The sequence below is a fragment of the Rhodococcus opacus genome (assembly GCF_012396235.1).
In the GTDB taxonomy this organism is placed as follows: domain Bacteria; phylum Actinomycetota; class Actinomycetes; order Mycobacteriales; family Mycobacteriaceae; genus Rhodococcus_F; species Rhodococcus_F opacus.
In genome coordinates this window covers 1-21,073 of record NZ_JAAXPA010000040.1, presented here as the reverse complement: position 1 = coordinate 21,073, position 21,073 = coordinate 1, and the positions used below count along the sequence as shown (strand labels likewise).

Sequence of the window (21,073 nt, the reverse complement as noted above, 5' to 3'; positions counted from 1 at the left end):
CCTCGGAAATGTCTCGCAAAACCGTGCGCGGTAAGGGGCGCCGCTTGTCGACTACCCAAGCTGCGAGACACTCAACCACCAGCAATAAATTCGGTTCGGGCAGCCTTCGGCGGCCACGCATCCATGCGGACTGTCTCTAGATGGCGGATTGGCGCCGAGAATCGAAAGTGCCTCAGCAGCAACCCTGTTCACGGAGAAGATTCTGGGCGTTCACGTGGCGGCGGCGCGCACCGCCGCCACCAGTGCCGCGACAATGAGCACCAGCAGGAGGACCACGAGCAATACCGGCGCGAGCAGGGACCCGAGGACAAGGACGAGAACGAGGGCGACCTTGGCCTTGCCGCTCAACCCGGACACGAGCGCTTTGATCGCGGCCCACACAGGATTCTTGCCGGTCAGCGCGGCCCGAATGCCTGCGATTACGGCGTCGATCCCCGCGTCGCTCTGCGCGATCGTGTCGACGAGCGTGTCCATCCATTCCCGGAACTTCTGCCGAATATTCAGCGTCACCGTCTCGCCGCGTTCTCGCATCGCGTCCATGAGCCGGTGAACGTGGTCTTTCAGCCACGCGATGACCGCCTCGACCGACCGCGACAACAGTCCGCGTTCGGTCTCCTGCGAGATCGGGTCAGGCCTGCGCTGACGAGCCGGCGTGGTGGGCCGAGGGCGCGCCGTCACGTGGGACCCTGTGTCTCGGGAACGCTTCCGGGCCGTCGGCTTCGTAGCGTCGGGGCGGTCCGCTCGGGGTGCGGGTTTGCTTCTCCCGGGCACGCTGTCGCGTGACGTGGAGGGTGATTTTTCGGCTGCCGGCCGCCTGGGGGGCAACGGTCGTCTTCGTGGCAGCCGACCCGAGGCTGCGACGGCGGGCGGCGTCGACTTCATCGAAATCTGGTGAGATCGAACTGTCGCCGCCGTGGCGGTGGCCCTCGGCTCGTCGTTGTCCGCGGTCTTGCTGTGAGAGGAAGTGCCTCCACGGTCAGGCCTGGCCGGTGTGCTCCGGCCGCTTGTCCTCACTCGTGCACCCATACACCGCAATTACCCTCGCGACCATTCTTGAAACGGAGCCGATTTGGTGGGCGCTACAGGTGCGGCGGATCTACCCCTCTCCGACGCCGCGTTCGTCTGAGCGGGTTGTTGCGGGTGACGATGAGCGGGTCGGAGGAGGCGAACCGGTGATCGGGTGTCAGTGCGGTTCCCGCATTCTGTCTCCTCGGGGCCCATCGTGAAGGTGGAGAAGTGTACTTTCTCGCGGGAGATTGTTCCGGTGAAGTCGAAGGAGCGGGCGGGCATCGGGGTTAGGATGCACAAGGAGATCTGCCCAGCTGATACCGCACATCGGCGCGGTATCGAACTCTGCCGCAGAGGCGGTGATGCCGGCGATGAGGAATTTCCCGGTGGGGAACGTGCCGAGCCGGACGGCTGGAGGGCGCCGGTGCCGCACACCGAATGCCACCCGCGCCGCTGTGCTCGCGGTGGGCGTTGCCGTTGCGATCGCGGGCTGCTCGACCAGTTCGGAGCCGACGACCTCGCAGGCGTCCAACGGTGCAGTGCCCGCCGCGACGAGCGCGGCCGCACCGGAGGGGTCGGCGCTGAAACCCATCGATCCGGCTACATTCCAGGCCGCGGTGAACGCGGCGGCCGAGGAGCTACTCGTGCCCGGCGCGGTGGTGCAGCTCCGCACCCCGCAGGGGACCTTTGGCGCCGTGGTCGGTACGGCCGAACTGGGCGCGCAGACGCCGCCTGACGAACAAACCCATTTCCGGATCGCGTCGAACACCAAGACCATGACGGCGGCGCTGACCGTGCTCCTCGCCCAAGACGGGAAGCTCGAGTTCAGCGACCCGGTGTCCACCTACGTTTCGGATGTGCCCAACGGCGAGAACATCACCGTCGCAGAGCTGTTGACGATGCGCAGTGGACTGTACAACTACACGAACTCGCCCGAATTCGCGGCCACTCTGGATGCCGACCCGGCGAAGGCCTGGACGCCGCAAGAGGTCTTGGATATCGCGTTCCGGCACCCGCCGGACTTCCCGCCGGGCACCTCCTACGAGTACAGCAATACGAACTACGCATTGCTGGGTCTGATCGCCGAGAAGGTCGGCGCGCGCCCATTGGCCGAGCAATTCCGGGATCGATTGTTCGGGCCCCTCGGGTTGCAGCAAACCTCGCTTCCCGCCGCCGTCGACGCCGCGACCATCCCGGATCGCTATTCGCACGGCTACATGTACGGCGAATCGTCCTACGCGATGGTCGACGAGGAGTATCCCGCCGACATGCAGGCCGCCGCACGCGCGGGAACGCTCCAACCCCTCGATTACACCAACCAGAATTCCTCCTACGCCACCGCTGCCGGTGGCGCCATCTCCACGGCAGACGACCTGGCCACGTGGATCCGGGCCCTGGTGTCGGGCACTGTCCTGAATCCCGAGTACCAGCAGCAATGGCTCCACAGCCTGCAACCCGAGGATCCGAGCACACCCGACGGGCAGCAATACGGGTACGGCATCAGCTATCAGCGTTTCGGGCCGAACGCCTCGATGTACTACCACGGCGGTGAGCTGCCGGGTTTCAACTCGTTCATCGGCTACGACCCGGACAACGACGTCACGCTGGTGATCTGGACGAATCTGACCCTGTCACCCGAGGGCAAGACCACGGCGAACGCTTTGCTCCCCACCGTTCTCGACGAGGTCTACGCCGGGATGTCGCTGGCGCCCACACCGGCTGCGACCACCACCAGGTGACGCGGTGCGCTGTGCCACGGTCCGATGCCCGAGATCGACCGCGGGGCCCGGTCTACCGCTGGCAGGTCTCGCCGGTCGCCGGTGCGGCCGCCGGCGGTCGGGCAGAATCGTCCCTTGTGACCGACATGTCCGCACGAACACCCGTCGCGGAAGACGCCGAGGATGCCGACCTGGCCAGGGCGCGCCATGGAGACGATGCCGCGTTCACCCGCCTCGTCGGACCGTTGCGCCGAGAACTGCACGCGCATTGTTACCGCATGCTCGGATCCAGTCACGACGCCGACGACGCTCTGCAGGATGCCTTGTTGCGGGCGTGGCGCGGTTTTGCTCGGTTCGAAGGTCGAAGCACGCTGCGCTCCTGGCTCTACACCGTCGCGACACGCACGTGCCTGGACACCGTCGAATCGCGCGGTAGGCGGGCCCTGCCCGTCGACCTGGGCCCGTCCAGTGATCGTGCCGTCATCGGTGACATCCCGCTCACGGACGTGGCCTGGCTGGGGCCCTACGCTGACGCGGGTCCGACCGCCGAATCGGCGGGGCCGGCCGCACACTACGAGCAACGCGAGGCTGTCGAATTGGCATTCGTTGCGGCACTGCAACATCTGCCGGGCAATCAGCGGGCGGCCCTGCTTCTCTTCGAAGTCTTGGGTTTCTCCGCCGCCGAGATCGCCGACACCATGAATACGTCGACGGCGTCGGTGAACAGCGCGCTGCAGCGGGCACGGGCGATCGTCGCCGAAAAGATTCCGCCGGTCACGCAGGCGCACACTTTGCGAGAGATCGACGACACGCGTCTGCGTGCCATCGTCGCCGGGTACTCCAGTGCTTTGGAACGCGGTGATGCCGACGCCCTGGTTGCCTTGCTGACGGAGGATGTCACCTGGTCGATGCCACCGATGGCGCACTGGTACCGCGGTCTCGACGCGGTCACCGATTTCGCGGTCCGGGTCCCGCTCACGGGGTGCGGTTCGTGGCGTCACCTCCCGGTCGGTGCGAACGGTCAGCCCGCCGTCGCCTTCTACCTCTGGGACGAAGACGCCGGCACCCACCTGCCCTGGTCGATCACCGTGCTGACCCTGCGCGGCACCAAGATCGCGGACCTCACCTCGTTCCTCGGGCCGGAACACTTCGAGCCGTTCGGGCTGCCCGAATCGCTGCCCTGAACCCTTGCTCGGCGAGGTGCTGTGTGCCACGGGCGGCACCACGACGGCACACACATCTTTACCGAGACCTCGAGCCGAACATTTCAGCCCTGCCGGCGGACAATCGCCGGGGTAGTCTTCCGATGCCGCGGTTTCGCCACCGATGATGCAGCCGCAGGTTACAGTCGGAACCGGTTTTTCCTTCTTCAGCAGGGTGGGATCGCGATGAACTTGATCAAGAAATCGGCAGCGTCGGTCCTCGTCGCAGCGACGGTGACACTCGGGGCGGGTACGGCCCACGCCGACCCGGTCCTACCGAACACGGGAACGCCGGCCCTGGCGATCCCCGGCAGGCACGAGGTCGACAAGCAGAAGGCCCTCGAAAACATGCTCAACGAGCTCGGCGTCGGCTGGGCCAACGGGGGAGCGGCCGGGACGGCGATCGGCGCGCTCATCGGTCTCGGCGTCGGGTGTGTCTCGATGTTCCCCGGCAGTCTCGCCGGTTGCATCGTCGGCACGCCGATCGGGGCGATCACCGGCGCGATCGTCGGTATCGGGCAGGGCAACCCCCGGGCGCAGCAGGCCATTCAGGAATACATCAACACCCCGTGAGTCGTTGTCCGTCAGCTCTGTTCTCGGAGTTGACGGATCACGGGCGCGAACATCTCCAGATACGGTTCGTGGACGGTGATGTACGAGAAACCGTAGCGGTCCCGATGGCGTCGGAGCTGCTCGGCCATCTCCTCCACGGTCCCCACGAGGACATACGGGGTGTCGAGGAGGTCGTCGACCGACATCGTCCCACCGAGCCGGTCCGCGATCTCGCTCGCCGCGGCCCGGCGGTCATCCGTCTCGACGACCGTCTGGACCAGGAGATGCCACTCGATTTCTTCGGCTCTCGCGCCGGCATGTGTCCGCACGAATCGAATTCGCTCGGCGGTCTCGTTCGCGGTAGCGAGGCGGAAGGTGCCCGGGGGTCGGCCCGGAATCTGAAATGCCCCCGCCACGCCGACGATGTCGGCGTGGGCCGCCGCGACCCTCAGCACCCGGTCGCCGGTGCCGCCGATGATCAGTGGTGGGCCCGAGCCGCCGAATCCGCGCCGCTGCAACGGTCGTGGCAGGGCGCGGCCCTCGGGTAACTCGTCGAGATCCGCGGTGAAGAAGGTGCGCAGGCCGTCGACCATCTTCGACAACTGTTCGACCCGTCCGCCGAGGGCTTTCCATTCGATACCAGCTGCGTCGAACTCCCACTTCATGTGTCCGGCACCGAGTCCGATGTCGAGCCTTCCGTCGGTGAGGACGTCCGTCGTCGCGATCTCGCGGGCGAGGAGGGCGGCATTCCAGAACGGTGCGTTGAGCACCAGGGTTCCGACACGCAAGCGGGTGGCACCGGCGACGGCCACCAGCAGCGGAAACGGGGCCGGGGCGCCGAGATGGTCCGCGGCGAACACGGTGTCGTAGCCGGCGCTCTCGCCGAGTCGGCATCGGTCGAGAAGGGCGTCGCGGGACTCGAAGCCGAAGATGTTGAACGAGAATCGGAAATCACGCATGGTCTTCACGATGCACCCCGAGCGGCTCGGCTGGTGACCGAATGCGGTGAGGAAATCCAAGGACTGCGTGGCGACGGAAGTAGGCCTTCTGCTCGGGGTGGGCGCACGGCGCAGTCGGACGGGGTGGGAGAGGCATCGACCGCCTGCTGGTGGTCGAGGGCGGCACCGAACGCACTGAAGTCGCCTCGCCGCTGGGCGTCGCGGATCTGTTCGAGTGCCGCCTTCAGTTCGACAGCCGCGGTCGCATCCGCCGTCGGAGGATCCGGGGTGGTGACATCGGGTGGGGACGCTTTCGGTGTCGCGGCCGATCTGGCGCACCCGGATTGTGCTGGACAGGCGAACAGTGCCCAGCGTCACGACGACTGCTGGGCACTGCTCTCGTGCTCGGTATCGACCGAGGTGAAAGTGGGTGGGCTACCGAGTTCGGTACGTCGAAGAGAAGGGTGGCCGCGCGAGCCGGAGCAATTCCAGGGCCAGCAGCGAGCCGCGGGGACCCAACTCGTCCTGATACCGGCGGATCACGTCCGTCTCGCCGCCGAGCGCGACCATCGGTGCACCGGACTCGACCCGGGTTCGGGCCGCGAGCTGTGCGAGAGCGAGACGGCGGTTGACCGCATCCAGGATCTCCGCATCGAGGCGGGCGATCTCGGCGTGAACGCGACTCAGATCTGTGGCGGCAGGTGATGTGCCCCCAGCGTTTTCGGCGACCGCCCCGCAATCAGTGTCCGTCATCGTTGCTCCTCGATTGGGTGACCGTGTACGACCATCCTCGAACGGGAGTGGCCGTGAAGACAGACACCCTTGGGTGCAGATCGTCGACCCCTGGCCGACTCGACCGCCCGAGTGGCTACCGCGGTGCAGTTCGGGTCTATCGCAGTGCGATGAACCGCTGCAATTTCCCGCTCGCCTGATGACGCTGCAGATGGTCGACGACCGCGATCCGGACCTGCGGATCGGCCACACCTTGCCGGCGCAACGCCGCGGCGACAGCCGGCGTCAGCGCGGCGACGTCCGGGTCGCCGACCGCGAAGATCTCCGCTCCGTCGACCGTCTGTCTGACCTGATACTCCGAAATACGTGGATCTGCGCCGAGGACGTAACGAAAAGTGCTCGCCGGCACGATCGTCGTTCCGTACCGGAAGTCGTCGTCGCGCCGCCCACCGATGTCGGCGACGCGCGCGAACGCGCTTCCGCACGCGCACCGATCGGGCAGCAACGTGACCTGGTCTCCGAGGTCGTACCGGATGAAGGGAAACGTGCGGTTGGCCAGACCCGTGGCCAGCGTTCGCGCGGCGGGCGCATCGGCTGCGACCGGAGCACCACTGTCATCGACACGCTCGAGCACAACCTCGTCCTCGCACACGTGCAGGCCCTCGCCGTATCCGCATCCCACGGCCTGCACGCCGATCTCGGTCGACCCCCAGAGGTTGTGGATCGGCACCGACCAGGCGTCGCGGATGGCCTGCCGGTCCTCAATCAGCAGGGGTTCGGAGTTCGTGCTCACCCGCACGGGACTGATCTTCAGGTCACCCGCCGCTGCCGCTCGGGCAAGTCGTCCGATCACCGTCGCATAGCCCACCAGATGCGTGGGCCGGGCAGCGGCCACGGCGGCGACGACCTCGTCGAACGGTGCGCCCACCGGGATCACGACGGTCTCCATCCCCGGTGCGGTCGGCACGTCGAACAGAGGGGTGCTCGCATGCGGGGGGACACCGGCCGCCAGCACGGCCAGCCGTGCGGGAGACCGCACCGACGACGCCCGCCGTTCCTCGCGCGCCTGTACCCGCCAGGCAAGGCACGCCGCCGAAACGTAGAACTGCCAATCCCAGACGTAGACGCCGCGGACACCACTCGACCCACCCGAGCTGAAGATCTGCTCGTCGCCCGACGTGTACGAAAACCATTGCTGCTCGGACAGAATCCGTTCGGCGCGTTCGCGGTCGAGGTCGCGAACCGTGACGACCGCATCCCATTCGTCCTGGGCGTCCCGCTTCGTCATCATCGGCAGCGACGCCAGGTCGGCGACCGAGGCCGAGGACGGATCGAGACCGCGAAGTCTCCGGGCATGAAATGGCGACCGCTCGCGTGCGTGCGCGAGGAGGGCCCGCAGCCGCTCGGTGCGGTAGCGCTCGATCTGATCTCTCGACCAATCCAGGCGTCCCATGTGATCCTCGAGTGCGGCCTGAACCGCATTGACCTGGCCGGCACGCACACGCGCGTACGCCGTGTGCTCCGCGTCTTCCGAAGCACCTCCGGGAACCGATCGGGACATGACGCCTCCGCATCACAGTGGTCCGGCGCAGCACGTTCGTACGTACCCTTCCGAGTTTTGCACAACGACGCACCGGCCGTCGGGCACGTGCGCGAACCCAACGCGGTGCCCACAAGTCTCCGAGCGGGTCAGCCCCGCCGGCCCGGGGGTCGGATGCATTATTCAGCACGGAGGTGACGTGGCAGCGGAGAAGCATTTTCCAACGTAACGGGCCGGGCTTTCAGAGTTCGGCGGCCGGCGCGCGTTCGTCGGTGCGAACCTTTCGCAGGAGCCGTTTCAGTGTTCGGGAGTCCCTCCACCCGAACGATGTGTGGTCTGTGGCGCGGCGGTGGACCATATCGAAGATTCGTGCGGGGACGACCACCTGGTGTCTCGCCGCACTTGCCACGACCTCGATGACCGCGCGGTGGGGCCGGTCGTCCTCGAGCGCGAAGCCCGCATCGTGCAGCGCCGCGGGAGGCAGTGCCGGCCGCAATGCCGAGATCACCTCGTAGGCAAAGGCTTGAAATCTTCCTACCGAAGGCGTTCGTGAGGGTGACCGTGGCCACGGAACCGAGCAGTTCGCTCTCGCGGGCCAACCGGGGGAGTTGCCGTTCCCAGTCGGGCGTAGAGGTGATGCCCGCCCCGGCGATCACGCCGACCGCGCCGAGGGCTCGAACGTGGTCGATCCACCCGTGCGGGGGCACGACGACGCCCTCGAAGAGAACGTCCGTGTCGTCCTCGATCAACAGGGTGCGCCGTCGACCGATCGCAACGACGGAAGATCTTGTTCTCCGATTCCGCGCCCACGCGCTCCTGCGAGACAGTCAATTCGAGTTTCGAAGTTCGAACTTGAGGACCTTCCCGGTCGGGGTGCGGGGGAGTTCGAGGGGAAAGACGATCTCATCGGGCACCTTGAACTTCGCGATACGCCCACGGGTGTGCTCGACGAGTTCCTCAGCCGTGACCGTGGCCCCCTTCCTCACAATGACGAATGCCTTGGGCCGCTCGCCCCACTTGGGATGTGGGACACCGATGACCGCGACGTCGAGTACGGCGGGATGCGTTATCAATGCCTGCTCCACCTCGATGGTCGAGATGTTCTCGCCGCCGGAGATGACGATGTCCTTCGCGCGGTCCTTGAGCTGGATGTAGCCGTCCGGGTGCATGACGCCGAGATCGCCCGTGTGGAACCAGCCGCCCGCGAAGGCTTCCGCAGTGGCCTCGGGGTTGCGGTAGTAGCCGAGCATGACGTTGTTTCCGCGCAGCACGATCTCGCCCATGGTCTCGCCGTCGGCGGGGACGTCGTTCATCTGCGCGTCGACGACGCGGGCGTTCTCTGCCTGCACCATGCCCACGCCCTGCCGGGACAGCAGGGACGCGCGTTCCTCGGCGGTGCGCTCGCTCCACGACTCCTGGTACTCGCAGATCGTGTACGGCCCGTAGACTTCGGTCAGCCCGTACACATGGACGACGGTGACGCCGATCGCCTCCAACTGGGCGATCACCGTCGGTGACGGCGGCGCCGCGGCGGTGGTGATCCGCAGGGCGTCGACCGGATGTGCCTGGGGCGCTTCGGCAATGGTGGAGCACACGGCGGGAGCGCCGCACAGGTGAGTGACCCCGAGGGTGTCGATGGCGTCCCAGATCGCGTCGGCACGCACCGCGCGCAGGCAGATGTGCGTGCCGGCGGCCTGCGTGACCGCCCACGGGGTGCACCAGCCGTTGCAGTGGAACATCGGCAGCGTCCACAGGTATTTGGTGGACCCGGTGAAGCCGTTGTGGAACGTTTCGCCGAGGGAATTGAGATAGGCGCCGCGGTGCGTGTACATCACCCCCTTCGGTTTCCCGGTGGTTCCGGACGTGTAATTGATCGCGATCACCTGCTGTTCGTCATTGACACCCCAGTGCAACGGGATGTCGTCCACGTCGTCTGCGGCCGCGAGGAAGTCGGCGTACATCCCGGTCGCGATCCCCTCCGGGACCACCGGCCGCGCGATCGTGGAGTCGGGAATCTCGATCACCTCGCGCAGACTCGGGACGGCGTGGCGGGCGGTCGCGACGGATCCCACGAGTTCGGAGTCGACGAACAGCAGGCTCGTCCCGGAGTGCTCGAGGATGTACTCCAGTTCACGGCCCGCCAGCCGCCAGTTCAGCGCGATGAAGATGCCACCTGCGAGGGGCACCGCGAAGTGGGCGAACAGCATCTCGGGGGTGTTCGGGCACAGGAACGCAACGCGGTCGCCGGGCTCGATCCGGCTCCGCAGGACCCGGGCGAGTCTCTCGACCTCGTCGCCGAACTCGCGATAGCTGTAGCGGCGGTCGCCGTGAATGACGGCGACCCGATCCGGGAACACCGTCGCCGAGCGCTCCAGGAAGCGCAGCGGACTGAGCGGTGTGTAATTCGCGGGCGAGAGGGTCGGTCCGGACACTGGAACCTCCGAGATGTGGTGAAGGTGCTCTGACGGGCGATACACGCCCAAGATGACGTTATGGAACATCACGCCGGCACCGCTACCCTCCGAGGTGGGTACGCCGAATATGAGAGTGCCGGTGAACGACACGTCGAGACCCCGCGAATCGCCGACCGGCTGTCGCTGAGCGTCGAGTCGTACATGCGCAATCTCGTGGGCAAGTGGGAGGTGCGCAGCAGGTAGGAAGCTGTCGTGGACGTCCTGCGACAGGGTGTGCTTCCATGATCTGTCGCCGTCTCGGTTGCTGATTCCGAGATTCCTTGCGTGCGAGGGCTGTTCATCTCCTCCGGATGGGCGTCCGGACAGGGTGCTGCCACGACTACGGGCCGCGGCGGGTGCGCCGCGCGGACGCCGTATCGAAATCGAGATCCCGCCCCAAAGCGGGAATGGATGAGCCGCTGAGGTATTCACGAGCCCTTCTGACGCGTCACGGAATTGTCACGACATGACGTCGAAACGGTATCGAAACCTCAGAACAGCACAATTTTCACTCGCGTTTCTCAATAGTCGAACATCCGTACCTTGTTCATGCCGTGTGAATTTCGGGAGGAGGCCACGTTCGGGGGCCCGCCGCTGCAGATCTGCCGACGCGGGTTCGTAATCCCGACACCTTCGAGGCGCGGGACGAGGCACCGAAAGGGACGGCCGACAACCGAGACGTTGTCGCCGGCACGCCGCGTCCGCATGCGCGGAGAGGATTGAGCCAGCATGACCACTCGCAACATGGAGAAGCACACCCTCGGCTGGATCGCCCTGATCGGCGCGGCAGTCACCGTTCTGCTCGGGCTGGGCGCCGGAACCGCTGGAGGCGCCCCGCACGACTGGGAGGAAGTCGCCGAGTGCGAAAGCGGCGGTGACTGGACCACCGACACCGGAAACGGGTTCTACGGCGGACTGCAGTTCACACCGGAAACCTGGAAAGCCAACGGTGGAACGGGCATGGCCTCGGAAGCCAGTCAGGCCGAGCAGATCCGCGTCGCTGAGAACGTCCTGAAGACCCAGGGCCCCGGCGCATGGCCCGTGTGCGGACAGTATCTGAAAAAAGGCGGCACAGCGCCCGTCGAGGTACCCCACACGACGCCTGCGCCTGCACCGGCCATCGAAACTCCTGACCCAGTCGAGACGCCGGACGTTGTCGAGACGCCGGACGTTGTCGAAGCTCCTGCGACCACCGACGATTCCGCGGCGGTGAAGGCGGCGGTGAAGGCGGCGGCCCAGGAAGCGCTGAACAGCGCCCGTGAACTTGCCGAGCAGAACGGGTCGGCTCAGGTGTTCGAGGAGCGGGCGTCGGCTCCCCGGTAACGTCCGACGGTTCTTGTGCGAACTAACCACACAGAACGGTTGTGTCGTCGCCTACGAAGGAGATCTCGTGCAGAAGAAGTCCGCTCGGCGTACCGCAGCATTGGTCGGGATACTGTCCGCACCTCTCGTTCTCGGAGCCACCGTGGGGGCCGGAACCGCGAGTGCCGAACCCTGGCACATCGGCCCCGTCTATCGTGCCGAGACGTCCGGTGAAGGTGCGGAATACTTCTGCGGGAAGGCTGCGGCGCTCGAGCAGACGTCGGGAGTCGTGATCGTGCCATGCACGTTCGATGAACCGACCAACGTCTGGTACCGCGTCGTCCTCAACCCGGCCTCCTGGGGCTTCGACTTCTGAGGTGAACTGCCGGGATCGGAGGCGCACCTGACGAAGCGGTGACCGGGCACCGTCGGCGCACTCCGCTTCGTCGAGTGCGTCGCCTCCCGGCCGCGCGCAGACTCCTCGGTATGGCCGAGGGAAGAGCAGAATGAGTGTCGAGACAGCCCAGCGCAGCGAGGTCTACGTCGCCATGGCGCGGAGTTGGCTTCTGGTCCCTGCGGTCGGGAGCGAGGTCCTCGCGGCTGCGGCTGCGTCTGGCGCCGACTCGCTGATCATCGACCTCGAGGACGGTTTGCCGTTCGCGGCGAAAGTCGAGGGGCGGGCCTGCACCGCTGAGTGGCTCGCCCGAAATGCAGGTTGGGTGCGGATCAACGACGCGACCACCCCGCACTGGCAGCGCGACCTCGACGCGCTCCGCGGCCTGCCCGGCCTGCGCGGGCTGATGCTGTCGAAAACGGAAGCACCCGAACAGGTGCGGGACACCGCTGAAAAGATTTCGGGTGTTCCGGTGGTCGCTCTCGTCGAGTCCGCGGCCTCGATCGTGGCAGTCGACGACATTGCTCGCACCGCTCCCGTCTGTCGACTCGCGTTCGGGATCGGCGACTACTGCCGCGACACGGGTGCCGGGCGAACCCCGATGGCGTTGGCATACGCCCGATCCCGGCTCGTCAATGCCAGCCGGGCTGCCCGGATCGGAGCCCCCATCGACGGGCCGACGCTGTCTCGCGACGCCGAGGTCATCCGGGACGACACGCGACTGGCCCGCGAAATGGGGATGACCGGAAGACTGACCCTCGCGTCCGACCAGGTGCCGGTGATCAATACCGCGTTGGCACCCGATGTGGACGACATCTCGTGGGCGGAAACGACGATCGAGCGTCTGGGTGCAGACGGAAGCCGCGTCACTCACGGCGGTCATCTGCCACAGCTTGCCCGCGCCCACGACATTCTCCGTCGCGCAGACCACTTCGCGTCTCGGGCCTAGGACGGTCGGGCGTCCTCGTGCTCGGCCTGCCGGGTCGCGCGGTAGGCGGTGAACACGCCGGCTGCCGCGATGACGCCGAGGCCGAGGAAGAGCACACGTGCCGAGGCGAGGGCCGAGGGCGCACCGAGGTTGACCAGCACCCCGGCGACCGCGGACCCGACGGCCATGGCGATCAACTCGACCGTGTTGAGCCCCGCCGCGGCCTTGGCCCCCTCCTGCTCGTCGTCGGTGCTCCGCATCGCGGCGACCATCAGGTGCGGGAAGGCGAGGCCGATCCCGGCACCGGCGGCGGCCAGGGCGCCCGCCCACAGAATCACCACTCCCAGCCCGGCGTGGTCACGCCAGAGGGCTGCTGTGAGGACCAGGCCGGCGGCGAGAACCAGTGGTCCGGCGATCTTCGCCGCCGTCTGCGCACGCGGGCGGGAGATGTCGGAGCTGAAGATCATGGTCACCGACCATCCCACCGACATCATGGCGCCGAGGAAGCCCGCGGCGAACGGCACCAGTCCGGCGAGCCGTTGACCGAACAGGGGTGTGAAGGCCTCCGACACGGTGCCGGACGCGAGCACCGCGATGGTGAGGTAGATCCACTTCAGCGACGACGCCCGGGTGTACGTCGACTGCGGCAGCACTCGGCGCGGTGATCGCCGCTCCCAGGCCAGGAAGAGAACGATGAACGCGGCCCCGGCCGCGATCAGGGCCAGCATGTGGGTCCGGTTGCCGAGGATGCCCGCCACGCTGATCGCGATCGTCGCGAGGGTGAGCAGTACGAGTGACGTGGCAGGCACGGGTTCTCCGCCACGCACACGCTCGGTGCGCGGCAACGCGCGGGGAGCGATCACGGCGATGGCGGCGGCAACTACTGCCAGCGCGACGAACGCGAGACGCCACTGGCCGAGTTGCGCGAACAGTCCACCGATCGCCGGTCCCGCCAGAGTTCCGACGCCCCACATCGCCGAGACCAGCGCGGTCGCGCGGGCCCACAGATATTCCGGTAGCGCCTCGCGCAGTACCGCGTAACTCAGCCCGGCGAGCAAGCCCCCACCGAGCCCCTGGAACGCTCGTCCGACGAGGAGCACCTCCATCGACGGGCTGACGGCGCAGATCATCGTGCCGACGAAGAACGGAGCCAGAGCGAACAGATACGCACCGAGCGCCCCGCGATGCGCGAGCAACCGGCTGACGGTCATCGACGAGATCACGGACGCCACCATGAAGACGGTCGCGCTCCACGCGTACAGCGATTCGCGACCGAGTTCGCCGATGGCGGTGGGCAGCAGACTCGTCGTCAGAAAGATGTTGACGGCGTGCAGTCCCACGCCGCCGGCGAGGACTGCGGACGTGGAGCGGTAGCGGGGTCCGAGCAGTTCGGACCAGCTGGCCGGTGACGGGGCGGTCGTTGTCATGCACTCCACGCTAAAATCTCGAGTGGACTCGAGGTCAAGGGGCTGGTGTGATGTCTTTGGATCCGAAGGATCTGCTGTCGGTGGGGGAGGTGTCCCGTCGGACCGGTGTCGCCGTCTCGGCGCTGCACTACTACGAGCAGCTCGGACTGATCGCGTCGACGCGGACGTCCGGGAATCAACGCCGGTACGAACGGCACATGCTCCGGCGGATCTCGCTGATCGTGGTGGCCAAACGGCTCGGGATCCCACTGGCCGACGTGGGAACGGTGTTCGAGACGCTCCCGGCAGACCGGATGCCGTCGATCCGCGACTGGCAGCGCGTGTCGAAGCTGTGGCGGGTGCAGCTCGAGGATCAGCGCAAGCGAATCGAGCGCCTCGAACACGAGCTCACCGGATGCATCGGGTGTGGTTGCCTGTCGATGAAGGCGTGCTATCTGCTCAATCCTGAAGACCAACTCGCCGTAGAGGGGTCGGGACCGAACCGGCTCTGAACGGATCCCGCCAGTCGGTATGTCGCCATCGATTTCCGTCAGGGTGGGGTGATTACACTCCCAGGGGTGCCGCGAAGCCCCCCGAGGGTTGCTTCAGTTCGGGAGCCGGAGTGGGCAGAGTTGTACCTGTCACCGAAACACTTCCCCGACACTCTGGAGAAACTGAATGATCAACGCCCGACGAACCTTTGCCACCGCCGCTTTCGCCGCTCTTCCGATCCTGAGCGCCTTCGGGGCGGCGTCCATCGCTCATGCCGAGCCGATCGGCCCGAACGGTCCCACCGGTGGGCAGTGCCCGATCGTGAACACGGACTCGAACGGAAACGAGACAGTGACGTACGGCAAGCCCGGTGACCGCAACGGTGCCCTGGTGTGCGGTGCGGACGGTGAATGGACCGTGGGCAAGGCCGGCGGATTCAAGGGCGGCCCCGGACAGATCCAGACCCAGCCCGGACTCTCACGCGGCTAGGCGGCGTATGAACTCGCTGGGTTGAATCTTCCGGACGGCATTGACGAACGGGTCAGAGGTACTCGTGGCGGTGTCCGCATTCGAGGCCGTCGGGCGCCGATCGTGGGCATCGATTCATGCAGTGGAAGACGCGATACCGCTTGCCCGGGGGGAGCGACGCGAAGCCGGCATGGGCGTCCTTGATTTCGTATCCGATCGGACCGCGGCAGAACGAACAGGTCTTGGTCTCGTCGGTTCCGGTCTCCATCCATCGATCGTAGGGCGGTTCACGGTTAGGAAGTCAGGAATCTCGCGTTCCGTCTGCCGCGGGTGACCTCAGGTCGTGGGCGTCGCCAAGATGTGTTTGAGGCCGGCGAGGTCTATCGTCGCGCCGAGGTCGGCGATCGTCACACCCGATAGTGATGCGCGCCAAGCCTGTTCGGCACCAGCCATGACTTTCGCGATGCCGCATGCAGAGCGGCACTGCTCTGGAGGGGCGGCGAGCACTCCTTGCCGGCGGATCTCGGTGCATCGAAAGGCGGGCTCGGTTCCGTCGACGGCCTGGACGACGTCGAGGACGGTGATGGCCTCGGGTGCGCGGGTCAGGATGTATCCGCCGTCGCGGCCCTCGGTGGGGTGGACGAGGCCGGCACGTGCAAGCGACTGCAGGACGTAGTGCGTGAGTGTGGCGGGGGAGGTGGCGTGAGCGCGGAGCGCAGCTGTGGATGCATTGACGACGAGGACGTCGCCTTTGCGGAGTGGGAGCAGGGTGGTGGGTGCGTCCTGGTCGAGGTAGGCGATCGCGGCGTGGCGGGGCCCTTTTGTTCGGATCGCGCGCGTAATACGCGGCCAAGGGTTCGGCCCGGCAAATGTGGTCCCCATACTTCGAACGGTAGCGCGGTGTGTGGCCCGTCTTGTCGATCTTGCTTGGGTATCGGCGAGGGCGGGTGTGCCCGCGGCCGGCCCACATTCCTAGGTGGAGTGTTCCTGGACATATTCCTCGACGGCCTCGCGCATGAGTTCGCTGGGCATGCGGTGCTGCAGTCGTGCGAGGTCGTCGAGTTTGTTGCTGGGCGGCTGCGGCAGTAGGACCTGACGCTTGGGTGATTCACTGCTGACGCCCCGGCGTCCTGGCCCAGAGACGGGCGGCCGGCGCCCACCCCTCTCGAGGAGTCCGCGGCCCGCGGCGCTACGTTGACGGGGTGGTCGTGGGGCCGCAGGCTTTGGGTTATGAACTCGGTGGAGGAGGCCCGCCAGATGTTGCTGGTGATGGCGCGGCTGATCACGAGGTTCCCGCCGGTGTCGCAGGATGCGGTAGGTCTCACCGGTGGAGCAGGCGGTGGCGCGTTTCGGGCAGGCTCGGATTAGGGATTTCGTGCCGTTGTTCGTCGAGCGCACCGCGGCTGCGAAGCTGGCCTTGTTGATCGAGTCATGATCCTCGGTGCGATGGCGGAGGACTCGGATGCCGCGCAGGCCCACGTGTTCCTGGGCCGGCTGCGGGAGGAGATCGAGGCGGTCTCGCAGAACATCGAGAGTGCCCAGGCGCTCGTCTCGAAGGCCCAAAGGGCCGGCAGGCGCGGTCTCACCGAGCGGTTGCGTGCGGAGGTGGCGGTCCTGCGGGGCGAGTTGTATGAGGCGCACTGCCCCGTCGATGCGCTGGTGTTCCGGCTTCCCGCGGTGCTTGCGCGCGAGGAGTCGGCGCCGGCGGATCTGTCGAGGGCGCGTTCTCAGCGCAGGCGTGGTGCGGTGCCGGGGAGCTGTTCGTAGGGGTCGTCGAATCCGTCGGTCACGATCGTTCGGTGACCGGATGCGGGGCGGGAGAGCGCCCGGAAGAAGAGCACGAGCAGTGCTGCCGCCGCGTGCAGGACAAACCAGCATCCCATGGTGATCACGAAACTTTCTGTGGAGTCGCGGGTGGTGGGCCCCGCGGGTCGGCAACCCGGCACTGGCCTGCGCCCGCAGATTACGGCTGAAAGAGTAGCTGAAAGATGAACTGACGGATGCCCTGGCGGGATGGGTGGATCTCTCGCTGCCCGATGTGATCTCGCGCTCCGGCCGCGACCTGCTCGGTCAGGGGCGGCTTTGGTCATGGTGTGGAGAATGATGCGGAAGCTGGTGGGTAGCCGGGGGTCGCCGGCCGGGTCCCGGATGAAGAAGCGCTCGCCGGCGTTGTGGGTGAGCAGGCGTGTGATGGCGGTGCTGACGGTCCCGTCTGCGGTGAGCTTGTGCAGGACCGTGCGGTCGGTGTCTGCGAGGTGCGCCCAGAGGCTGTGGTAGCTGATCTGCTGGGGATGGACGGTCGTGGTGATGGCAGAAAGCCATGAGACCGCAGGAGTGTGTATGCGAACTCGGTGAGATTCGAGTCCACCCCCATCGGTAGGACGTGCAGCGCGGTGACCCGCGCGCCGTGCTGACCGGCCAGCTGTGCTGCCCGCCGTACTGCCCGGCCCGCCGGGTCGGACAGGTCGGTCGCCACCAACACCTGCCGCGGCGGCACCGCGAACATCGGCAACGCACTCCTTCCGGTGGCTTCATACTGGCAGCGTTCGGCCCAACAGTCCTGGATCGGGTGCGAGGCGTCCGAACGGCCTTGGTAGTAAGCCGAAACTGATGTGTCACTATTGGTCTTGCGCCGCAAAGCGGGTCTCTTCAGCGCTGGCCAGGCCGAACGAGACGAGCGGGCGGGGGGCGACCATCTCGAGGAGGTACGCCGTCGCGGCGGCGAACCGGTTCGCGGTCCGCGGCAGCGCATACAGATGATAGAGGCGGGTCACTATCTTCGCGGGTAGGCCGGACAGGTTGATGCCCAGGGGATTCGCGACCGCGAAACGAGGGCCGAGGTCGACGACCAGTCCCATATTGCGGTGCCTGTACGGTGCCGGCCGACCCATTCCAAGGCTGCTCGCTACGTTCCGGGCCAGCAGGTGGCCTTGTCGAACGGCGTGCTGTGCGGTCGGCGGCGTGATGTTCCCGGGATTTTTCAGGTCGGGTACCGCTGCGGCGTCCCCGGCCGCGAACACGTCGGGAGCCCCCGGCACACTGAGATCGGGTTGGACGATGAGCCTGCCCTCGGTGAGGGGGAGATCGAGTGTGGAGATCAGCGGGCTGGCCGTGACACCGGTGACCCATACGACGGTGCGGGTGGGAATCGTCGTGCCGTTACTGAGCACCACGTGTTCGCCGGTGAGGGCATCGAGAGTCGTGCCGAGGCGCACCTCGATGCCGCGCCGGCGAAGCACCTCCAGTACCTGTCTGCCCAACTTCTCGCCGAGCTCGGGCATCACCCGGTCGGCTCTGTCGAGCAGCAGGAACCGGACTTGCGTGGGATCGAACCGGCGTTGACGCGCCACCTCGTCGGCGAGCGCACGTAGCTGGGCGACCAGTTCGGTGCCGGCATACGAAGCTCCGACCACGACCACCGTCCGCTGCGCTTCCCTCTGCACGGGATCGGTTTCGTGGGTGGAGAGTTCGAGCTGTGTCAGCAGCTGGTCCCGTAGGTACAGTGCCTCGCCTACCGTCTTCAGGCCACAGGCGTTCTCCTTCAGGACCGGAATGTCGACCGTCCGTGTCACCGAGCCGGGGGTGAGTACCAGTCGATCCCAGTGCAACTGGGCCACATCCGCGTCACAGTCGATCAGCGTGATGGTGCGTGAATCGAAGTTCACCGACGTCACCCGTCCGGTGATCAGCTCGACGCCGGGGAGCGAGCCGGCCAGCGGCACCGAGACGTACCGCGGGTCGAGGATGCCGCCGGCCACGTCCGGCAACAACGGGGTGTAGAGCATGTAGTCGTGTGTCGAGACCAATATCACCTCGGTCTGGTTCCGTGGGTCCTTCGCGAGGAGATGCGGGAGTCTGCGGGCACACTCGAAGCCGGCGAAGCCTGCGCCGACGATGAGTACACGCTCTCGGGTCGAGGAATTCTCGGTCGTCACGGCCAGGGCACCTCTCGGTCGTCCTACTTGTGTTTGCCATCTCGAGTCCCGCAGCAGGTCACAGAGCGAACGGGTAGGTCTCCGGTATTTCGCCTTCCACCCACAGGCTGGTGCGTTCGAGCGGTTCGAGGGCGTGCGTGGTGTCGATGTGGATCACCGCGTCGAACTGATCGGACAGCCGCGTGTAAAAGTAATGGCTCTGCCGTTCCGTCTCCGGGCGGTAGATCACGCCGATCGCCCGCTCCAGGCGCGCGACCCGAAGGGTGTCCGCGGTCCTCCGGTCATGGTCGGTGCGGACGAGGAACGCGTCCTTTCCCACCTCGTGGAAGAGTTCTTCGACACTGCTGGGCAACGCGGCGCGGACCACCTTCCGTTCCGCCGGTCCACCCCACTCGCTGGCCGCGGTGACCGTTCCCGCGTAGGTGCTGAATCCGATCAGGCGGCAGTCGTCGCGGTACCGTTCGCGCACCAGTTGGCCCACAGTCAGTTCGCCCTGGGTTCCGACCTCGGTGGCACGCGCGTCGCCCACGTGGGAGTTGTGAGCCCAGACGACCACGCGGGCGGTACTCCCGAGCCGGCGGTCGAGATGAGCGATCAATGCGTCGAGCGTGTCGGCCATGTGACGGTCGCGTAGGTTCCACGACGACACCCGGCCACCGAACATGGTGCGGTAGTACTCCTCGGCGTCGCGCACACTCCACGCGTTCCGTTCCGCGTAGAACTGGTCGTCGTCGGCGAGGATACCGCCGCGGCGGGCGTACTCGAGGGCGTGGTGTTGCAGGTCCACGAGCTGGTCGACGACCTGCTGCTCGCAGGATTCCCCCGCACCGAACGCTGCGGCGTAGCCGTACGCCTGACCGTCTTCCCCGGATACGTGCTCGAAGCACGAATAGCGGGCGCGTGCCCGCTGGGCCGCCGCCGGGTCGACCCGGTCCAGGTAGTCGATCACCTCCCGCATGGAGCGGTGCAGGCTGTAGAGATCGAGTCCGTAAAAGCCTGTCTGGTCTCGGCCGTCCGTCGCGCACCGGTCGTTGTGCTCCCTCAACCACGCGACGAAGTCGCGGACCACCGTGTTACGCCACATCCAGGCCGGGAAGCGCTCGAATCCGCGCAGCGCCTCCTCCGCCGACGTGTCGCTGCCGTGTCCGCGCACGTAGCGGTTGACCCGATAGGCGTCGGGCCAGTCGGCTTCCGCCGCAACAGCGGTGAAGCCCTTCTCCTCGATCAATCTCCTGGTGATCTCCGCGCGTGCGGCATAGAACTCGTGTGTTCCGTGCGAGCTCTCGCCGATCAGCACGATCCGCGCGTCACCGACGAGGTCGAGCAGGTCCTGCGGTGCCGGCACGCCGTCGGGCGCCTCACGAGATGCCAAGCGAACGATTCCCGCGGCCGAGTTGAATTCGAGTATCCGGGCGTTCGGGGTTCCCGGGCCGACGGTGGGTGTGCGCAGCAACGTCCGCACCTCCTCGTCCGTCACCTGGGTGAAGTTCCAAAACGAGTCCCCCACGGCGCGGAAGGGAAACGGCATCGTCGCACACACGACGTCGTCGACCACCGCTCGGAGATCGCGGCACGTCGATTCCGGCGCGGCCGGTACCGCGACGACGATCTGTTCGGGCTCCCGCTCACGCAGCGCGTCGACCGCCGCATGCATGCTGGCTCCTGTCGCGAGACCGTCGTCGACGAGGATCGCAATCTTTCCCGCGACGTCGGTCGGGGGCCGGTTTCCCCGGTATGCCGCTTCACGGCGGACCAATTCGCGTCCCTCTCGGTCCACGACCCGACGCAGTTGTTCCGGGGTGATCGCGAGATCTCTCACCAGGTCGTCGTTCAGGACCACCACGCCGCCACTCGCCAGTGCCCCCATCGCGAACTCCTCGCGGCCGGGAACCCCGAGCTTGCGTACGACGAAGGCATCGAGGGGTGCACCCAGGGCAGCCGCCACCTCCCACGCGACGGGTACACCTCCGCGCGCGAGGCCGAGGACGACGACGCGTGGGTCTCC

24 protein-coding genes are annotated in these 21,073 nt (G+C 66.8%); 12 read left to right on the top strand and 12 right to left on the bottom strand.

Translation table 11 applies throughout. From position 1 onward, the window contains the following. Positions 1-210: 210 nt before the first annotated feature. A complete protein-coding gene (locus HGB39_RS34600; RefSeq protein ID WP_005565566.1) occupies positions 211-678 on the bottom strand; it encodes a hypothetical protein in 468 nt (155 codons plus the stop codon). 869 nt (positions 679-1,547) lie between these two features. Here HGB39_RS34600 and HGB39_RS34590 point away from each other — a divergent pair. The 3 genes from HGB39_RS34590 (at position 1,548) to HGB39_RS34580 (ending at position 4,501) form a co-directional block, all read left to right on the top strand. Continuing rightward, positions 1,548-2,747 carry a serine hydrolase domain-containing protein gene (locus tag HGB39_RS34590; RefSeq protein ID WP_005565563.1) on the top strand — a complete coding sequence of 400 codons (1,200 nt, stop codon included), beginning with the start codon at positions 1,548-1,550 and terminating at the stop codon, positions 2,745-2,747. Positions 2,748-2,863: 116 nt separating this feature from the next. Next, positions 2,864-3,910: a sigma-70 family RNA polymerase sigma factor gene (locus HGB39_RS34585; protein WP_043789156.1), complete on the top strand. Its 1,047-nt coding sequence runs from the start codon at positions 2,864-2,866 to the stop codon at positions 3,908-3,910. Positions 3,911-4,114: 204 nt separating this feature from the next. Next, positions 4,115-4,501: a hypothetical protein gene (locus HGB39_RS34580; RefSeq protein WP_005565561.1), complete on the top strand. Its 387-nt coding sequence runs from the start codon at positions 4,115-4,117 to the stop codon at positions 4,499-4,501. 11 nt (positions 4,502-4,512) lie between these two features. Here the strand turns inward: HGB39_RS34580 and HGB39_RS34575 are convergent, their stop codons facing one another. The 4 genes from HGB39_RS34575 to HGB39_RS34555 form a co-directional block, all read right to left on the bottom strand. Then, positions 4,513-5,439, bottom strand: coding sequence for an LLM class F420-dependent oxidoreductase (locus HGB39_RS34575; RefSeq protein WP_043789154.1), 927 nt, complete (start codon positions 5,437-5,439; stop codon positions 4,513-4,515). 414 nt (positions 5,440-5,853) lie between these two features. After that, on the bottom strand, positions 5,854-6,171 hold the full coding sequence (locus tag HGB39_RS34570; protein WP_005565559.1) for a chorismate mutase: 318 nt from the start codon (positions 6,169-6,171) through the stop codon (positions 5,854-5,856). A 136-nt stretch (positions 6,172-6,307) separates the two neighbouring features. Further along, positions 6,308-7,711, bottom strand: a complete 1,404-nt coding sequence (locus HGB39_RS34565) for a phenylacetate--CoA ligase family protein (protein WP_005565558.1) — start codon at positions 7,709-7,711, stop codon at positions 6,308-6,310. Positions 7,712-8,517: 806 nt separating this feature from the next. Next, positions 8,518-10,122 carry an AMP-binding protein gene (locus HGB39_RS34555; RefSeq protein ID WP_005565555.1) on the bottom strand — a complete coding sequence of 535 codons (1,605 nt, stop codon included), beginning with the start codon at positions 10,120-10,122 and terminating at the stop codon, positions 8,518-8,520. A 60-nt stretch (positions 10,123-10,182) separates the two neighbouring features. On the opposite strand from HGB39_RS34555, the gene HGB39_RS34550 reads away from it, so the two are divergent. The 4 genes from HGB39_RS34550 to HGB39_RS34535 all read left to right on the top strand — a co-directional run bounded on the left by HGB39_RS34550 (position 10,183) and on the right by HGB39_RS34535 (position 12,788). Further along, a complete protein-coding gene (locus HGB39_RS34550; protein WP_155756081.1) occupies positions 10,183-10,347 on the top strand; it encodes a hypothetical protein in 165 nt (54 codons plus the stop codon). A gap of 525 nt (positions 10,348-10,872) precedes the next feature. Further along, positions 10,873-11,466: a transglycosylase family protein gene (locus HGB39_RS34545; RefSeq protein ID WP_043789142.1), complete on the top strand. Its 594-nt coding sequence runs from the start codon at positions 10,873-10,875 to the stop codon at positions 11,464-11,466. A gap of 67 nt (positions 11,467-11,533) precedes the next feature. Continuing rightward, positions 11,534-11,821 carry a hypothetical protein gene (locus HGB39_RS34540; RefSeq protein WP_005260713.1) on the top strand — a complete coding sequence of 96 codons (288 nt, stop codon included), beginning with the start codon at positions 11,534-11,536 and terminating at the stop codon, positions 11,819-11,821. Between the two features lie 130 nt (positions 11,822-11,951). Next, positions 11,952-12,788, top strand: coding sequence for an HpcH/HpaI aldolase/citrate lyase family protein (locus HGB39_RS34535; protein ID WP_005565552.1), 837 nt, complete (start codon positions 11,952-11,954; stop codon positions 12,786-12,788). Here HGB39_RS34535 and HGB39_RS34530 read toward each other — a convergent pair. Next, on the bottom strand, positions 12,785-14,194 hold the full coding sequence (locus HGB39_RS34530) for an MFS transporter (protein WP_005565551.1): 1,410 nt from the start codon (positions 14,192-14,194) through the stop codon (positions 12,785-12,787). The two genes, HGB39_RS34535 and HGB39_RS34530, sit on opposite strands and share 4 nt — an antisense overlap. A gap of 50 nt (positions 14,195-14,244) precedes the next feature. On the opposite strand from HGB39_RS34530, the gene soxR reads away from it, so the two are divergent. Continuing rightward, positions 14,245-14,685 carry a redox-sensitive transcriptional activator SoxR gene (gene soxR, locus HGB39_RS34525; RefSeq protein WP_005565550.1) on the top strand — a complete coding sequence of 147 codons (441 nt, stop codon included), beginning with the start codon at positions 14,245-14,247 and terminating at the stop codon, positions 14,683-14,685. A 166-nt stretch (positions 14,686-14,851) separates the two neighbouring features. Next, on the top strand, positions 14,852-15,154 hold the full coding sequence (locus tag HGB39_RS34520) for a hypothetical protein (RefSeq protein WP_005565549.1): 303 nt from the start codon (positions 14,852-14,854) through the stop codon (positions 15,152-15,154). A 52-nt stretch (positions 15,155-15,206) separates the two neighbouring features. Here the strand turns inward: HGB39_RS34520 and HGB39_RS34515 are convergent, their stop codons facing one another. Next, positions 15,207-15,401 (bottom strand): hypothetical protein, encoded by a 195-nt coding sequence (locus HGB39_RS34515; RefSeq protein WP_005246414.1) that lies wholly within the window; start codon positions 15,399-15,401, stop codon positions 15,207-15,209. Between the two features lie 68 nt (positions 15,402-15,469). Next, positions 15,470-16,015, bottom strand: a complete 546-nt coding sequence (locus HGB39_RS39285; protein ID WP_005565547.1) for an RrF2 family transcriptional regulator — start codon at positions 16,013-16,015, stop codon at positions 15,470-15,472. 348 nt (positions 16,016-16,363) lie between these two features. Between HGB39_RS39285 and HGB39_RS34505 the strand changes: the two genes are divergently transcribed. The 3 genes from HGB39_RS34505 to HGB39_RS34500 are packed head-to-tail and all read left to right on the top strand — an operon-like array spanning position 16,364 to position 16,900. Further along, a complete protein-coding gene (locus tag HGB39_RS34505; RefSeq protein ID WP_242322993.1) occupies positions 16,364-16,501 on the top strand; it encodes a hypothetical protein in 138 nt (45 codons plus the stop codon). After that, positions 16,461-16,568 carry a three-helix bundle dimerization domain-containing protein gene (locus HGB39_RS40410; protein WP_005565545.1) on the top strand — a complete coding sequence of 36 codons (108 nt, stop codon included), beginning with the start codon at positions 16,461-16,463 and terminating at the stop codon, positions 16,566-16,568. The genes HGB39_RS34505 and HGB39_RS40410 overlap by 41 nt, the downstream gene beginning before the upstream one ends. 11 nt (positions 16,569-16,579) lie before the next feature. Further along, positions 16,580-16,900 (top strand): hypothetical protein, encoded by a 321-nt coding sequence (locus HGB39_RS34500; RefSeq protein ID WP_247607588.1) that lies wholly within the window; start codon positions 16,580-16,582, stop codon positions 16,898-16,900. Here HGB39_RS34500 and HGB39_RS34495 read toward each other — a convergent pair. From HGB39_RS34495 to HGB39_RS34480, 4 genes are all read right to left on the bottom strand, one after another. Then, entirely contained in the window at positions 16,861-17,016 is a 156-nt protein-coding gene (locus tag HGB39_RS34495) for a hypothetical protein (RefSeq protein ID WP_155756080.1), read from the bottom strand. The genes HGB39_RS34500 and HGB39_RS34495 overlap by 40 nt on opposite strands. Before the next feature lie 203 nt (positions 17,017-17,219). Then, positions 17,220-17,639 carry a universal stress protein gene (locus HGB39_RS39280; RefSeq protein WP_242322994.1) on the bottom strand — a complete coding sequence of 140 codons (420 nt, stop codon included), beginning with the start codon at positions 17,637-17,639 and terminating at the stop codon, positions 17,220-17,222. Between the two features lie 112 nt (positions 17,640-17,751). Further along, entirely contained in the window at positions 17,752-19,068 is a 1,317-nt protein-coding gene (locus tag HGB39_RS34485) for an NAD(P)/FAD-dependent oxidoreductase (RefSeq protein WP_168442992.1), read from the bottom strand. A 58-nt stretch (positions 19,069-19,126) separates the two neighbouring features. Then, positions 19,127-21,073, bottom strand: a 1,947-nt coding sequence (locus HGB39_RS34480) for an erythromycin esterase family protein (RefSeq protein ID WP_168442991.1), incomplete at its 5' end; no start/stop codon positions are given.